Below are 14913 nucleotides of genomic sequence, written 5' to 3' on the forward strand. Positions count from 1 at the left end.
AATAGAAAACCATAGTTTTTCATCTTAGATGAAAAACTATGTGCCGCTTTTATTTTCGCTTCTATCATCTATGTAAAAAACTATTGTGCCTATGTGGTTCATTTTATTGATAATTAAAAAAAATAAAATTTTTAGTTTCATAGAAAACGAAGGCTTCTATTTCAACGAATTACCATATCCTACAACCAAAACCGATATAATAATAATGATGATGCCCGCCAATACTGTTGCAAAAGTTTTCTTTCGCACGCCTTTCCACTCTTTTAAAAATAATCCCCACAAATTGGCGACGATAATGATAAACGCCATGTGCAAAATCCACGAGCTTGCGCCGTTTCCTAATCTGCTTTCGCCCATGCCGTAAAAGAAAAACTGTAAAAACCAAGTGGTGCCTGCAATTGCGCAGAAAATATAATTTTTCAGCAAGGGCGTTTTTGCATTGGTATAATCGCCGAATGTTTTGTTGCGCGCGTTTAAAATCATGCACCAAATCAAATTTGTTGTCAATCCGCCCAATAAAATTATAATGTAGGTTACATTATTCTGAAATAAAAATTCGCCTTGATTGGGATGCGCCGCTTTCCACAAAGCATTGGCTTCGTTCGCCATGTCTTTGCCCGCATCAATGCCGAAAGCAAAGCAAGCGCTGAGAATGCCGGAGATAATGGCAACGACTAACCCGATACCGATTTTATATTCACTTGCGGCGTCTTGCTTTTGCGCCGATGCGGGCAAATCTTTTTCTTTCATCATGCCGGCTTTACCGCAAACAATGATGCCGATGATGCAAATAATAATTCCTGCAAGAATAATTTCGCCCCATTTATGCGTGAGCAAATCGGTAAAAGTATCGTGCCCGGCAGAAGGAAAAAAATTGTAATAAACCGACGGAACGAGCGAACCGAAAACCGAGCAAAGCCCAAGTATAATGGTACTTCCAAGCGATACGCCGAGATAGCGTACGCCCAATCCGTAAGTCAATCCGCCGATGCCCCACAGCGCGCCAAACATGAAAGTAAGCCACAAAATGCTGTGCTGCGTGTGCGCAATAATTTGCATAAAATGCGGAATGGTAAGCCACGCTGCCAAAAACGGAATGAACAACCATGAAAAAATGCCGCCGGCAATCCAAAGAGATTCCCATGCCCAGCCTTTTACTTTTTTATACGGAATATAAAAACTACCCGAAGCAAAGCCGCCGAGAAAATGATAAATGATGCCGAGAATGACTTGCATAAATATTTTTGCTCAATAAGTTGAAAATGCTAAAGTAAACACTTGTTTGTTATTTACTGTTATGTGCTGTGCTGTAAAGCAGCTATTTATCCTGACCAATTTATTAAGTCTTGAATCTCATTGGAATTTACATTCAGCAGTAGGGGCAATTTTGAATGTAGTGTAATTTCCTGATTGAAGAAGGTATCATGACCTCCACCCAAGTTGTTTTGGCATATTGTTTTTATGAGGTAAAATTCGGTCTAACCTACATTAAATGGATAAGGCAAACGTTTTTGGTACATCAGCATTTTCTTAAAAACATAAAGGGACTAATGTAGTATACTACCGGTAAATCAAAACGACAATTTGTGAAATAAGGAATTATTATTTGAATGATAATGAAGAGATACTCCAATAAACTATTCCCGGATTTGAATAATTATCAGACTGTTTTTTCACATTCTCTTGTCACGTCTTTGATTTCGATGCCGAATACTTCTACATAATTATTTGTTTATGCTGACAAAAGCAGCCAGCCGAATCATAGAAAATATTTATTCGTGCACAATATTCGGATATTCATCGTTGGATAAGATATTACTTGATTATGATACGTGCTTTGTCTCTGCTTGCCTGCTGTTCAGGATATATACTTATATTGTCGGGAGTGTTGCCAAATTCATCAAATACCATTATCTCGTTTTTCCCTTCTTTTAACCAACATTCAGGAATATATAATCCGTCAATTGGTATCTTTTCAGGATAGCGTCCGAGGTTATGACCATTGACCCAAATAAATCCATGGCTGAGCCCTTTAAAAGATACTCTCCACATTGCTTTTACATTCGGCGCAGTGTCTTTTATAGTGAAGTAATTTCTGAAGAATGTCGGTACGCCCGTATTGCCGGCAATTGCATTTGTCCATCCTTTCAGGCTATATATCTGGAGACCGCCTTTCATACGCCATCCTTTGATTTTTTTATCATTGTTAAAAACGGCTTTTACAATTTTGCCTATTCCACCACTCCCGTCTGTATTCTCTACAAAAAGCGTAATGATATTGCTGTCGGCATTGCCTTTGACAAAAGGTACGGAAAAAGATTTTCCCCAGCCTTTATGTACCCCCGCTCTTACACCGTTGATATACACAATTGCATTGTCGTCTATATCGCTGAAGTAAATCGAGTCAGGCGTAATTGCTTTCGGGAACGTTGTCTGAAACCATCCGAAACCTTTTTCGCCGTGAAAAGCATCCCCTCCTGCAAAATAGTTTTTGCCATCGGCAAAAGAAGGAGTATTTGCAGAGTCTGCCGGACTTTCAGCTTTTACAAATTGCCAATGATTAAGGTTTGGCAGTACACCTTTGTGCAAAAGTGCTTCTCCCGCTATACCTTTTTCGTCCAGATCCAGTTTGCCCACATAACTTACCAATTTATTTCTTCCGTCATGAGTCGCAAAAATGGCTAATGTGTGCTCGCCTTTTGAAAGAGAAAACTGTAAATGGTGTATATTATCTGAAGTTGTTTTTTTCCCGTCAATGAATACAATATACCTGCCGTTGCCCTTGCTTATGTCCAGAGAATAAATATCATCTAACGGCGCACTGATGCGTGTCCTGTACCAAGCATAAGCCGTGGTATCGCCATCTGCGCCCATTTGTAAGGGATTTTCACTTTTCAGCCACTTACTGTCATCAAACGTTGTTTCGGCCGCAATAGAAGCATCTTTCATTTGCCATACTGTCGTAAACACTAATGAATCGGGATGATAAACATCAGGAACCTGGTAATCAGTTTCCTTCACTTTTTCGTCAAATGCCCAAATATGCGGAAATATCTTTTTTTGAGTCCAAAAATGTTCCGTATTCAATGCATAGCCTTCTTCGCTTTTTTGGATATCTCCTAAGTATTCAGGTCCGACGATAACCGAATGTATATTATTTTCATTGATAAACCAGGTCCGATCAGATAATTGTGTATCGACGGCCACTATACGAATTGTTTCATTATCCGATGTAAATTCATATATGGTGGGCGTTGCTTCGTCAAAAGAAAAATGAAGCCGGAGTTTCTTCTCTTGTTGCTCAAAATTTCCCTTCCCTTTTGTAACCCGCATATCTTGGTTTGCAATAAAATATATTTCTCCCGGAGTAGCCGCATTACCATACACAACTATCGTTGTAACCATGCCTGAATGTTCAATGCCCAATATTCTTGTTATAGCCCAGTCAATAGCAACGTCATTTGTCAGTTTGAAGCGGTGTACAATAGGAAAGATCTCTCCGGATGCAAGATGTATACCTCCTTCTTCGGGCAGCAATATGCCATCATGAGTTCTTATCTGCGTTGTTTTCGGTTCTTTTCCTTTGTTGTCAAGAAAAACAAGGGTGCCTTGCTCATTTGTACGTGCATTAATGTGGATAGAACTGTCGGTAGAAATATTATTGTATGCGGCTGTGGTCGTACAATTCTCTAAAATATTCCGGAAACTTTCTGCGAATAACGCGTTGCGTTTGAACTGATAATAAAGCGGACGTAAATCACCTGTTTGCCCTACGGCAGCGCCGTAGTCATAAGAGGCGGCATCTTCATCGTCATTGGTATAGCCGAAGTTGCTGCCGCCATAAGCCATGTAATAGTTATAACCGCCACCGCCGCGCGAAATTATTTTCCATGTCCTGCGACCGTATTCGTCTGCATCTTTCTGGTCCGAACCGTACTTGTCAAACCAAACGCTCCAAAATTCCGTAGTAAACCAAGGATTCGGTCTTTTCGGATCATAGAGCTCCGGAGTATTTCCGGCGGGATCGCTGCCATGGTGCAGTCCGCTAAAAAAATAGGGGACTTCTATACCAAGAGATAAAGCCGTTCTTTGCAAGTGGCTGAAATATTCATTCGGAATATATGTGCCCCAAGAAGCAGGATGTTCATTTTCCAATTGCACCATAATTACCGAGCCGCCGTGATTGATTTGGTTTGCCGCTATAATGGGAATCAATTTTCCAAAGAAGTGGTCCACGTATTGTTCAAATTGTGTATCCGGATATCTTACAACCATTCCTTCCTTCTGCCTGAGCCAATGCGGATAACCTCCGAAGTCCCACTCCGCACAGTAGTACGGTCCAACACGAGCTATCGCATACATTCCCATTTGTTTTACCAATTGGAGAAATGCGTTCAAATCATGGTCGCCACTGAAATCAAATTTCCCTTCTTGCGCTTCGTGAAAGTTCCAGAACGTATAAAACTCTACACAATTAAAACCACCGCGTTTTAACCGCAGCAACCTGTCCTTCCATTGTGCCCTCGGCATACGTGCATACTCTAAGCCTGCAGATACAAGGAACGTCCGTTTTCCGTTTATGATAAATCCGTGGGAATCCATGTCTATATATTTCTTGGCTGCTGTAGAAGCAGGAAATATATGGTCGTTCGTCTGGGCAGGTAACCTTATTGAACAAATGAATAAACTAATAGATAATAATGTTATAGCTCGCATAAAATATTTGTCATTTATCATTGTTCAATAATAGTACAAAAAAATAAAGGGATCTATAATAACTTGGACTCCTTTTAAAAAATTAACTTCCAGGATACTACTTCAACAATAATAAAGATAAAATGCACGGGCTTATTCTTGACAATTTTGCAATGCACATTTCATTGAGTGACGAAGAAAAAGAACATGTGCTGTTCAAATTGCAATACAAGAAAATCAAGAAGAATACAGCACTGCTGAAGGCAGGTAAAGTGTGTGCAAATATTGATTTTGTCCAAAGTACGCCTCACGGTATCACGCTCGTTTTTCTCAAAAAAGAAATATGAGCAATTGAAATAAAATCCTTTATGATATTAGTAGCAGATAGTCTTGGTTCACTATAAAATACTATCACATAAGACAGAGAAAAAGTTACTTCTTTATTTTACGTATTCCAAATGCAAAAATATTCAGGTAACCGACCATTCCGGAAAAAGCAGCTTACCGAAACAGCCGGTTTATAAGACTTAGCGCATATACTGTAAAAATTTTTCGTAGAGCCCTTGTCCTCTCAAATTAGTTGCCAGTATAGTACCATTCGGGCTTATCAAAACATTCTGCGGAATAGCATCAATACCATACTGAACAGCAACTTCGTTTTTAAATCCTTTCAAATCGCTTACTTGTGTCCAAGGCAAACTATCATGATGAACTGCATTTAGCCATGATACTTTACTTTCGTCGAGTGAAACACTTATAATTTGTAAGTCTTTATTATTTTGTCTCAACTTCTTATAGGCAGCCACAAGGTTGGGATTCTCTGCACGGCAAGGTCCGCACCAGCTTGCCCAAAAATCTACTAGTACATATCTACCACGAAAGTCAGACAATTTTATTGGATGACCCGCTGTATCGTTTTGTATAAAATCCATTACTTTCCGCCCCACTTGCCTTTTCTTAGCGATATCGATTTTTTGTCGATATGCTACTCCTAATTTAGTTTCTTTTAATTCAGGAGTAAATTTTACAAAATTTTTTTCAGCCGTATCGGGATTGAAAGAATACCCTAAATCAGTTAACTGAAACGCCACTAAAGAAATATAAGAATTTCTGTTAGAATCTATAAACGATTTACGAATTTGCATTTGAGCCGCTATCCCAGCCTTACAACTGTCCCTTGCTCTTAAAAATCCGGGATCAGTAGTGTCTGATGAATGTCCGTATTTTCTTATATAAAAATTGAGAATATCTCTATAAGGCTTTATACGCGATTCGAGCAGTTCATTATCGGCATTTATTTTTGAATTTAAAATTTTCGCATATTTGACCGAATCTTTTACTACTATTTGCATAGGTTTATTCTCCAGATATACGCTTAAATCATCCCTTAAATACCACCTTATTACTTTGTCTCCTGCGTGTCTCATTTGAATACTTGCATTTGAGGGGGATGAGTAAAGTTTTCCTTTAAATTCAAATTTTCCGTTTTGAGGCTTGATAGAGTCCGTTTGAATTTCTTTTTCATTGATAGGATAACTTAAATACAGCATTACCGATGGGTCTTTTGACTGTATAGTTCCTTTAATTTCAAATTCCTCTTGCCCGAAGACTGTTGTGACAATTAATATTGCCGATATTACAAAGAGTATTCTTTTCATGATATGATTTTTATTCCAATTTTTATAAATAAATCGCTTCTTATTTTTTAATGAATAGTGTTGACAGTTTTTCGTCCAAACCTTCGCCGCGAAGATTTCTTGCAATGATTTTTCCGGAAGGGTCTAAAAGAAAATTTACAGGAATAGCTTCTACGGCATATAAAACAGCGGCTTTACTTTTGAATCCTGTCAACTCGGAAATTTGTGTCCAAGGCAAACTATCATAGCGAACTGCATTTACCCAAGCAGATCGAGTTTTGGCTTCATCGAGGGAGACGCTGAGTATGGTAAAGTTATCGTCCTTGTATTTTTTATAGGCTGCTATTAAGTTGGGATTTTCTGCGCGACAAGGATGGCACCACGAAGCCCAGAAATCGAGTAAAACATAATGCCCTCGAAAATCGGAAAGCCTTACAAGATTTCCGAGCGTATCTTTTTCTGCAAAATCTGGAGCAATTCTGCCCATCATTGTTGCTTTGTTCTTATTAATAATGGTCTGAATTTTTTTCCCTAAAGAAGATTCTTTAAGTGTAGTAGAAAATTTGTCGAATTTCGGTTGCGCTGTATCGGGATTAAAATTATAAGCAAGCTCTACTTCCTTAAAAGCTTCCAGTGATACATAAGAATTTAAATGGCTGTAAATAAATTTCCTGGTGGCGCTGTCATAGTCATGCTGGGTAATAGCCATTATCTTACCCGCATTTGCCTTAAATGCGCTGTCTTTTCTTTGCTCGGGAGTAAGTGTATAATAAACTTTTGTAATAGAATCGGCAACTTGTCGATAGGGTCTTTGAATTTTGTGAAGCACTATGTCATCATCATTCGTTTGCGATCCCTTTACGATTGCGTCTTTCAATGAATCGGGAGAAACAATACTAATATCTGAATTCTCTATATAAAAATACAGTCCGTCTTTTTGTTTATATAAAGGCTCGTTCGGATTATTTTGAACCGTTAATGTTACTGCGGAGGGAGAAGATAAATGTCCTTTAAATATAAAATTACCGTTATCCAAAACTGTGGAATCTAAAACATGAGTCGTATCATCTCTATATTCAAGAAAAATTTTTGTCGGTTGTTTTAGAACGTACGGAATTTTCCCTTGAATAGTGTAACCTTTTTGGGCAAATCCGCCAAAGGGAATGAGTGAGAGAATGAATATTATTTTTTTTGTTTTCATAATTCGTATAATTTGTTTTTTCTACAGGTTTAAATTTTATGGTACCAATCCAATTTCACTAATAAATATTGCATTATATGCGCTTGCGTATGGCACACAAGACAAGGATGTAAAGCGCAAATAGTTTGCAGTAACCTCTCCTGTATTGAGTGTCTGCATATTATTGCTAATATCTCCTGCAAACGTTCCATTATCTATCCAATTGGTTCCGTCCATACTTGTTTCAATTTTTATAGAAGTAGGATAGCCGCCATAGTTTGGATAATACAAACTTGTAGGTAAACGATATGTAACAGCACTAAATGAAATTTCCTGATTGAAATTGATGGCAATCCATTGAGGCATTGATTGTGTTATATTCGATGTCCAATAGGTAGCCGGGTTGTCGTCCAATATATTGGTTGCTACATAGGTGCTATAACTTGAAGATACTCCGGCGATAGTCCATTTGGTTTTACGAATAAATGTAGGTTTACCTGCTTTAAACACTACATAAAACACTTGCTCTTTTGCTATATCTTGCACATTGCCGTCAATAGATTGAATTACTATCGGAACTACATAATCGATATAGCCGTCCAACTTCGATTCTTGTATTATATTAATTTGTACAGAGTCCGACATATCGGAACCTGCAACAATATGACACATAGGTTTATAAAATAAGTATGCATTTGAAGGCAATAAAGTTCCATTGCCATAAGTAGAATTATAGTCGCTAACCTTAGTTGTATCTACAGCAAAGGTAATCCAATGATCGCCGGTTGATGTGCCGCCGGATAATTTAGCCTTCAGTCCTACAACGATGACAGAATCTTTCAGAACCGGCATAGCGGTTACAAGTGTATCGGTTCCCGAACTTGCTTGTATAGAAATATTGTCCGCCGGCAAAACGGATTTTATATTGTCTTTAGAACATGCCGAAAACAGAATGAGTAAACAAAATAAAAGCCTGTATTGTAATTTCATTTTAATAATATTTAAATTGAATTTTTTCTTAGCAAATGCTTATCATTACGGGTTTTGTTGCATGCCGGGATTGAATTGCAATACCTGCACCGGTATTTGTAAAGTATATTTTGTACTATGCGGCGGCAATGTAGCGATAACATTTTCTTGCGCGTCGTATCGATACACCGTATCCATTCTACCCTCTTTATCAAGCCTGCGCATATCAAACCATCGCAATCCGCTAAATGCCAATTCATGTTTTCTTTCAACCAAAACATTTTCCAATACGCTGTCTTTATTATCCGATTGATAGGGTTCATAACTGCTTGCCGAGAATCGGTCTCTACGTATATCGTCCAATTGTTGCAAAGCGGTAGATAAATCATTGGAACGCGCTGCCGCTTCGGCTATTATTAATTTCATTTCTTGTACGGATGTACCTGTGTTTACATATTGCAAAGAAGGTGTTCTACCGGCAGGATAGTATAATGTAGCGCCTCTTATCGCATAGGTATAAGCATCGGTGCTGTAATAAAGCTCACTGACACGCAAATCATTTGTAGCAAAAGACCGCATAAAATCCAGCGCAGCAGTATTATAACCAATGACCATTCTTCCATAAATAACGTCTGGCTGAATGCTGATGTTAGCCGTAGTGGGCGGTGCTCCGTTAAAATCAAGCATGGTTGCCGAGCTTTTTTCTAAAGCCAACTCTGCATTCTTTCGCGCATCGGTGTAATTACCGGCATAAAAATAAATTCTTGCCAAAACACTATACGCAGCTGCAGTAGACCCGCGAAAACGATTGTTACTGTTATCAACCGGTAAATCGGGAATGGCTGCGTTTAAATCGGAAATTATTTGAGTATAAATTTCTTGTATTGTACTTCGTGCCGGAGTTTTTTGACTTACATCGTTTGATGTAACAAATGGAACACCCAGGTCTTTATCAGCGGTAGATGAGTCGTACTCATTTCCGTATTCATTTACGAGGTAAAAATATTCAAACGCACGCCCTAAGAGCGCTTCTGCTTTGAGGCTTCTTTTTTGTTCATCAGTAGCATTTGTTGCTTTGTCTATCCCCAATAATACCGTATTGTATTTATTTATATTGGCATAATGTTGCCCCCATAAGGGCGGAGAGATACTTAAATCGGTTGAGAATTGAGGCGCCCATGTAAACATAAGTTCACCGACCGCCGACGGAGGAACAGTAATGGTGGGATAATCAGTATAATCTGAAAAAATATCCAAATAAGATCCGAGAGTGCCAATACCATAATCCAGTGAGACATCATTCAGCCACAAATCATAATCATTAGCGGTTTTCAGTAAGGTATATCCTTTGGGCTGTACATTAAGATATTTGTCGCATCCGGAAAGTAATACACAACAAATAACCAAAGCGTTTATAATATATTTAGAATATTTCATTGTTATTTGAATTTAAAAATTGGTAAATATCCCGAGGGTATAGGTAGGTGTTACATACGATTTTTGATACCCGCCTGTTGCCGCACTATAATTATATTTGTTCAGCCCGACTGTCCATACATTAGAGGCTTGCAACTTTATTTCAAAATGCGAGAATCCTATTTTCTTTATAAACTTGTTCTTATCCATGCTGTAAGAAACAACTATATCTCCCAGCGTTATATAATCCCCGTTTACCAGATATTTGTCTGCATAGTTGTACACCCCGTTTGCATAATAATTGCTATAAGCACTCAATGCCATTACATCTGTTTTTGTTTCGTCGCCGGGTTGTTTCCAGTAATCGCCGGCTCCTTTCAGTGGTCTTGTTGCCGCAGGATTCGGACGTGGCACAAATACTTTGAACCCGCCGTAATAATTGAGCATGCAATAAATATAAAAGCTGCCTATATCCCAGCGATTGCTTATGCCCGCATTGATGGTAGGAATGGATGACCCCATGTCTCGGACAATATTTGATGTATCGTTACTGAATGTATAATAAGTCGGAGAACCCGTTGTATTATCTTCTGTATGATATATTGTTCCTTTTGTATTTTTTACGGTCGGGTATCCTAAACTATCCAAGCCTGCATAACGGTAAGCAAAAAGTGCTCCGACAGGCGCTCCTTGCACAAAGCCCAGATTATTGATTTCCATAGGAGAATACTCCTTTCTGTTAAGACCCGGAATTAAATAATCCCGATATACTTTCTGTACTTTACTGGTATTGCGCGCTAAAATAAATCCTGTGTTCCAGTTAAATTTTTCATTGCTAATCCAGTCGGCATGTAAGCTTATTTCTATTCCTTTATTGTTAATGTCTGCACTATTTATTATCGAAGGGCTGGTGCCGATGGTTGGGTCAATCTGCGCACTACTCATAGCATCAGTAGTTTTTTTATTGTAAAAATCTACACTTCCGTAAATGTGTTTAAACAAAGCATAGTCCAGGCCTATATTGAAATTATTAGTTTGCTCCCAACGCAAACTCCTGTTGGCATTAGATTTCAATACTAAGGAAGAAGTATATGGAGATGTATAAATATTTGTTTGAGATTCTGCAATTACCTCAGGCAGCGATGATTTTGCCACATTCCCGTTGAAGCCATCGGCTATGCGCAGCTTCAGCATTTTTATCCATGAAACATTTTCCATAAATTTTTCTTTATTAATGTTCCATGCTGCACCAACCGACCACAAAGGTTTGTATTTATATTTAGGATCTGTGCCAAAAAGATTGGACTGGTCTATACGCACACTTCCTGTAACGGAATAAGTATTTCTAAATGAATAAACAATATTGGTATAGCCCGATAAATACCTGTCTTTTGAATAGGACTGGTCGAAAAAATCGGAATAATTGTATGAACCAAATGAGGAACCGAAAAACGCACCTGTTATATTTCCACTAAAAAGGCCACCGTAATCAACAGGCTGCTGTAACAATGTTTGATCATCGTAACCGAAATAGGAAGCTATGTTTCCCTCATCTATTACCTGTCTTACCTCCGTTCCCAATATTGCATTAAAAGAATGTTGAGAACCGATAACCTTATTATAATTCAATTGGGCCCTGAGTGTATAACTTGAAAGATTGTCGTGTTGTTGTTTAAGAAAACCTCCTTCCGGAATATTGAATGTAAGTTTTCCCGTATTGTCTTGAGTAACTGCACTATTAATATATTGTCTCGCCTCAGATGAATTTCCGGAAGCATAATGTCTCATATCTGTAACGGATCTTTCATATATACCACCGAAAGACAAATCAAAACCGCTGCCAATAATATAATCAAAGTTGGCAGTAACGCTATTGCTGATAGTGTGTGTTCTATCGGTTACTTCGTTAATTTCACTTAATGGATAATAACGCGCGTCTTCCAATCCTAAAGACATTATGTAATTATTATAAAACGGATTCGCATTTGATCCCTGAGAAACAGACAATGGATTTCCGTTTACATCTTTTAAATGTTCATAAGGATAAAGAGAAGTGATATCAGGTACCGGAGCACCATTGATATATGATTCCTGATAATTGGTTGTCAGTTCCAACGAAAGTTTTTTGGAGAACTTTAAGGTTGTTCGTCCGGTCAGCAAAAGCTTGTAATCATTGTTCTTAATTTGTTCAGCTCTGTTGCCTGTATAGTTTGCAGTAAAATAATAAAGCGCATTAGGATTTCCGCCGGAAACATCTACATTATAAGTTTGCGTTACGGCTGTACGCAGGAAATATTTTCCATAATCTTTGGCGTTGTTATATTCTTCAAGTGCTGCATACGACTGTTGGGCCTGATAAGGTGTAATTACATTTGCCATCTGCTGCGCCAAAATATAATACACAGGAGAAAAAGAAGAACTACGCGTTTTCGTTGAAAGTTGCCCCCATGTGTCAGCATTAACTACGTAATTATTTTTCTGATAGTTTGTAACAATAGCTGAAGCATCATCTGCCCAACGGTATCGCGTATAATTTTCTTTAGGCGTAATCCCTACCGTAGCACGAAACGAAATCAAAGGTTTTCCAACCTTCGCTTGTTTTCTTTCTATCACAATCACACCATTTGAAGCCCGCACTCCGTATATGGCTGCGGCTGCGGCATCTTTTAATACGGTAACGGATTTGATTTCGTTAGGATCAATCATGTCCATCGTAAGTTCCGTAGGATAGCCATCCACCACAATCAATGGTTGCGAATTTGCAGAGATAGTAGAAATGCCGCGAATATTGAAAAGACTGTGGGAAGATTGATTGCCATTCGCGTCCTGAAAATTAAATTGCACATTAGGGTTAATCATTAACCCCGGTATTTTATTGACCAAGCCGTCTATAAAACTCGTACTGATTCTCGATTCATAGTCTTTTGTGGTTATTTGCGAAACGGCACCCGTACTTTGTTCCGGCTTAATTCTTTGATAACCTGTATTTATCGAACCTATTGACAGTGATTCTAATTCATGAACCTGTGCTTCTAATACAACATTGACTTCAGAATCATTTCCTATTTCAATTATTTTTTGCTTATAGCCTATATAAGAAAATAATAGTTTTTCGCCTTTTTGCGCAGCAATTTCAAAATCTCCATTTTCATTTGACACTGTGTATATGACAGATTCAAACTCACCCTTCCTGTCAATAACAATACTTACACCTTGCAGTGGTTTTCCGGCAGAATCGGTTATATGACCGTGAACAGAAACCTGATATGTTTTTTGAATTGCAACTGCATCTTTTCGAATCTCAGTATGCTCATCTTTAAGTTGTACAACAATATTTTTGTTGACAATTTTATACTGTAACGGTTGGTTGGCAAAGCATTTGTCCAGCGCCTTTTTTAAGGGAACTTCTTTCAGATTTAAGGTTACCGGAGTTGCCTTATTGAATAAGGCATAATTATAAAAAAATGCATACCCGCTTTGGGCCTCTATTTTTCTGAAAACATCGGTCAGAGGAGCTTTTTTTACAGATAAAGTGATTGTCTGTGACAATCCTTTAGCGCTTACCTGCAAGCAACCGATAATCAATATAGTTGTAATAATTTTCATAATACATATCGGGATTTTTTTTAGCAGTAACCGTCGCCGCAAGGCAGGGAGTTTTGTTGCATTTAATTGCATAGTTTTGCATTGTTTGTGTGATAAATAAAAAGCATTCTAACCGTTTGTATTTTTAAGTCATTCAAACATATTTGCCGCTCTGCCTCTCACCGCAGGGCGGTTTTGTTATAAATAACTTTTTAGTATTTCTATTTCATAATAATCAGATTTTTATCTTCCATACGATAGCGAATATTGCTGTAAGACAATATTTTCAAAACTTCGGATAAGTTACAATCCCGGGTAATTTTTCCGCCGAAATGCATATCGGGGACATTTCCTTCATATTCAACATTCACGTCATACCACCTGCTGATTTGGCGCATAATGCCTTGCAGGTTTTCTCCGTCTTCAAAATCAAAGTAGCCGTTCTTCCAGGCTACGGAAGATTCTATATCAGTGTCGGTCGTAACTTTAACAATGCCGATATTGTTTATTTGCCCCTGCTGCCCGGGAACTAATATTGTGCTTGCTTTATTCGTATTTATTCTCACTTTTCCTTCGAGCAGGGACACTTTCATATTTGGTTCATCTGAATATGCATTGATATTAAAATGTGTTCCCACATCTTCAACAATACTATTTCCCGTTTTCACACGAAACGGCAATTTGTCGTTATGGATAACTTCAAAATACGCTTCGCCCGTTATTTCCACGACTCTTTCTTTCCCGGCAAATGCAACCGGGTAACGTATAGACGATGCTGCATTCAGCCAAACTTTTGAACCGTCCGGTAGTATCAATTTATACTGCCCGCCTCTCGGCGTGGATAAAATATTATATCCCACAGAAGCAAGATTTCCATCTTTATTATTACGCTGATAAGTCAATAAACCGCTATCAGTCTTTACAATGTTACATCCAATTTGATTAACTACCAGTCCCTTCCGGACACTATCCAACATTACCTTACTCCCGTCAGCTAAAGTCAATATTGCTTTGTTGCCACCGGGCGCTATGTCATGTTCTGCTACCGACGCGGCTATTGCTTTTTCATTTTTTCCGGCTTGGTGCATAACCGCTTGGCGAATACCAAACATTATGATAAACAATGCAGCAATTGATATTGCAACTTTATACCAATTGATTTTAAAAATTTTAGTTTTACTACCCAGATTTAATTCCCGGTCTAACTTATTTTTAATATTTATTTTAATCAGCTCTGCGGTAGCTTCATCAATATTCCATTCGGTTTTATCCAATACATTTTGATACCACGATTCTATGGTTTCTTTTTCTGCGTCATCACAAATACCCATACGGTACTTGTATAACATCAATCTTATCTCATCTATTTTTAACATAAAGCGTATATGTTCTATATATAAGTGTAGAAAAACAGCAGTTGGTGGTAGAAAA

The 14913-nt window shown here is 38.2% G+C and carries 9 protein-coding genes; 1 reads left to right on the forward strand and 8 read right to left on the reverse strand.

Going from position 1 to position 14913, the window contains the following annotated elements; all coding sequences use genetic code 11:
• Nucleotides 1-156 precede the first annotated feature (156 nt).
• Both rhaT and A9P82_RS10385 read right to left on the reverse strand, forming a co-directional pair.
• Nucleotides 157-1236: an L-rhamnose/proton symporter RhaT gene (gene rhaT / locus A9P82_RS10380; RefSeq protein WP_066207575.1), complete on the reverse strand. Its 1080-nt coding sequence runs from the start codon at nt 1234-1236 to the stop codon at nt 157-159.
• 579 nt (nt 1237-1815) lie between these two features.
• Nucleotides 1816-4602, reverse strand: a complete 2787-nt coding sequence (locus A9P82_RS10385; RefSeq protein ID WP_066207576.1) for a beta-galactosidase — start codon at nt 4600-4602, stop codon at nt 1816-1818.
• A gap of 236 nt (nt 4603-4838) precedes the next feature.
• Here A9P82_RS10385 and A9P82_RS10390 point away from each other — a divergent pair, with 236 nt between their 5' ends.
• A complete protein-coding gene (locus A9P82_RS10390; RefSeq protein ID WP_066207580.1) occupies nt 4839-5042 on the forward strand; it encodes a hypothetical protein in 204 nt (67 codons plus the stop codon).
• Between the two features lie 180 nt (nt 5043-5222).
• Here the strand turns inward: A9P82_RS10390 and A9P82_RS10395 are convergent, their stop codons facing one another.
• The 6 genes from A9P82_RS10395 to A9P82_RS10420 all read right to left on the reverse strand — a co-directional run bounded on the left by A9P82_RS10395 (nt 5223) and on the right by A9P82_RS10420 (nt 14858).
• The gene (locus A9P82_RS10395; RefSeq protein WP_066209836.1) at nt 5223-6353 is read right to left on the reverse strand and encodes a TlpA disulfide reductase family protein; all 1131 of its coding nucleotides are present in this window, start codon (nt 6351-6353) and stop codon (nt 5223-5225) included.
• A gap of 40 nt (nt 6354-6393) precedes the next feature.
• Entirely contained in the window at nt 6394-7533 is a 1140-nt protein-coding gene (locus A9P82_RS10400; RefSeq protein ID WP_066207582.1) for a TlpA disulfide reductase family protein, read from the reverse strand.
• Nucleotides 7534-7569: 36 nt separating this feature from the next.
• A complete protein-coding gene (locus tag A9P82_RS10405) occupies nt 7570-8502 on the reverse strand; it encodes a discoidin domain-containing protein (RefSeq protein WP_066207584.1) in 933 nt (310 codons plus the stop codon).
• Nucleotides 8503-8547: 45 nt separating this feature from the next.
• Nucleotides 8548-9918 carry a RagB/SusD family nutrient uptake outer membrane protein gene (locus A9P82_RS10410; RefSeq protein WP_066207586.1) on the reverse strand — a complete coding sequence of 457 codons (1371 nt, stop codon included), beginning with the start codon at nt 9916-9918 and terminating at the stop codon, nt 8548-8550.
• Nucleotides 9919-9930: 12 nt separating this feature from the next.
• On the reverse strand, nt 9931-13503 hold the full coding sequence (locus A9P82_RS10415) for a SusC/RagA family TonB-linked outer membrane protein (RefSeq protein ID WP_197492149.1): 3573 nt from the start codon (nt 13501-13503) through the stop codon (nt 9931-9933).
• A 200-nt stretch (nt 13504-13703) separates the two neighbouring features.
• On the reverse strand, nt 13704-14858 hold the full coding sequence (locus tag A9P82_RS10420; RefSeq protein ID WP_066207590.1) for a FecR family protein: 1155 nt from the start codon (nt 14856-14858) through the stop codon (nt 13704-13706).
• Nucleotides 14859-14913: the final 55 nt, after the last annotated feature.

This window comes from Arachidicoccus sp. BS20 (genome assembly GCF_001659705.1).
In the GTDB taxonomy this organism is placed as follows: Bacteria; Bacteroidota; Bacteroidia; order Chitinophagales; family Chitinophagaceae; genus Arachidicoccus.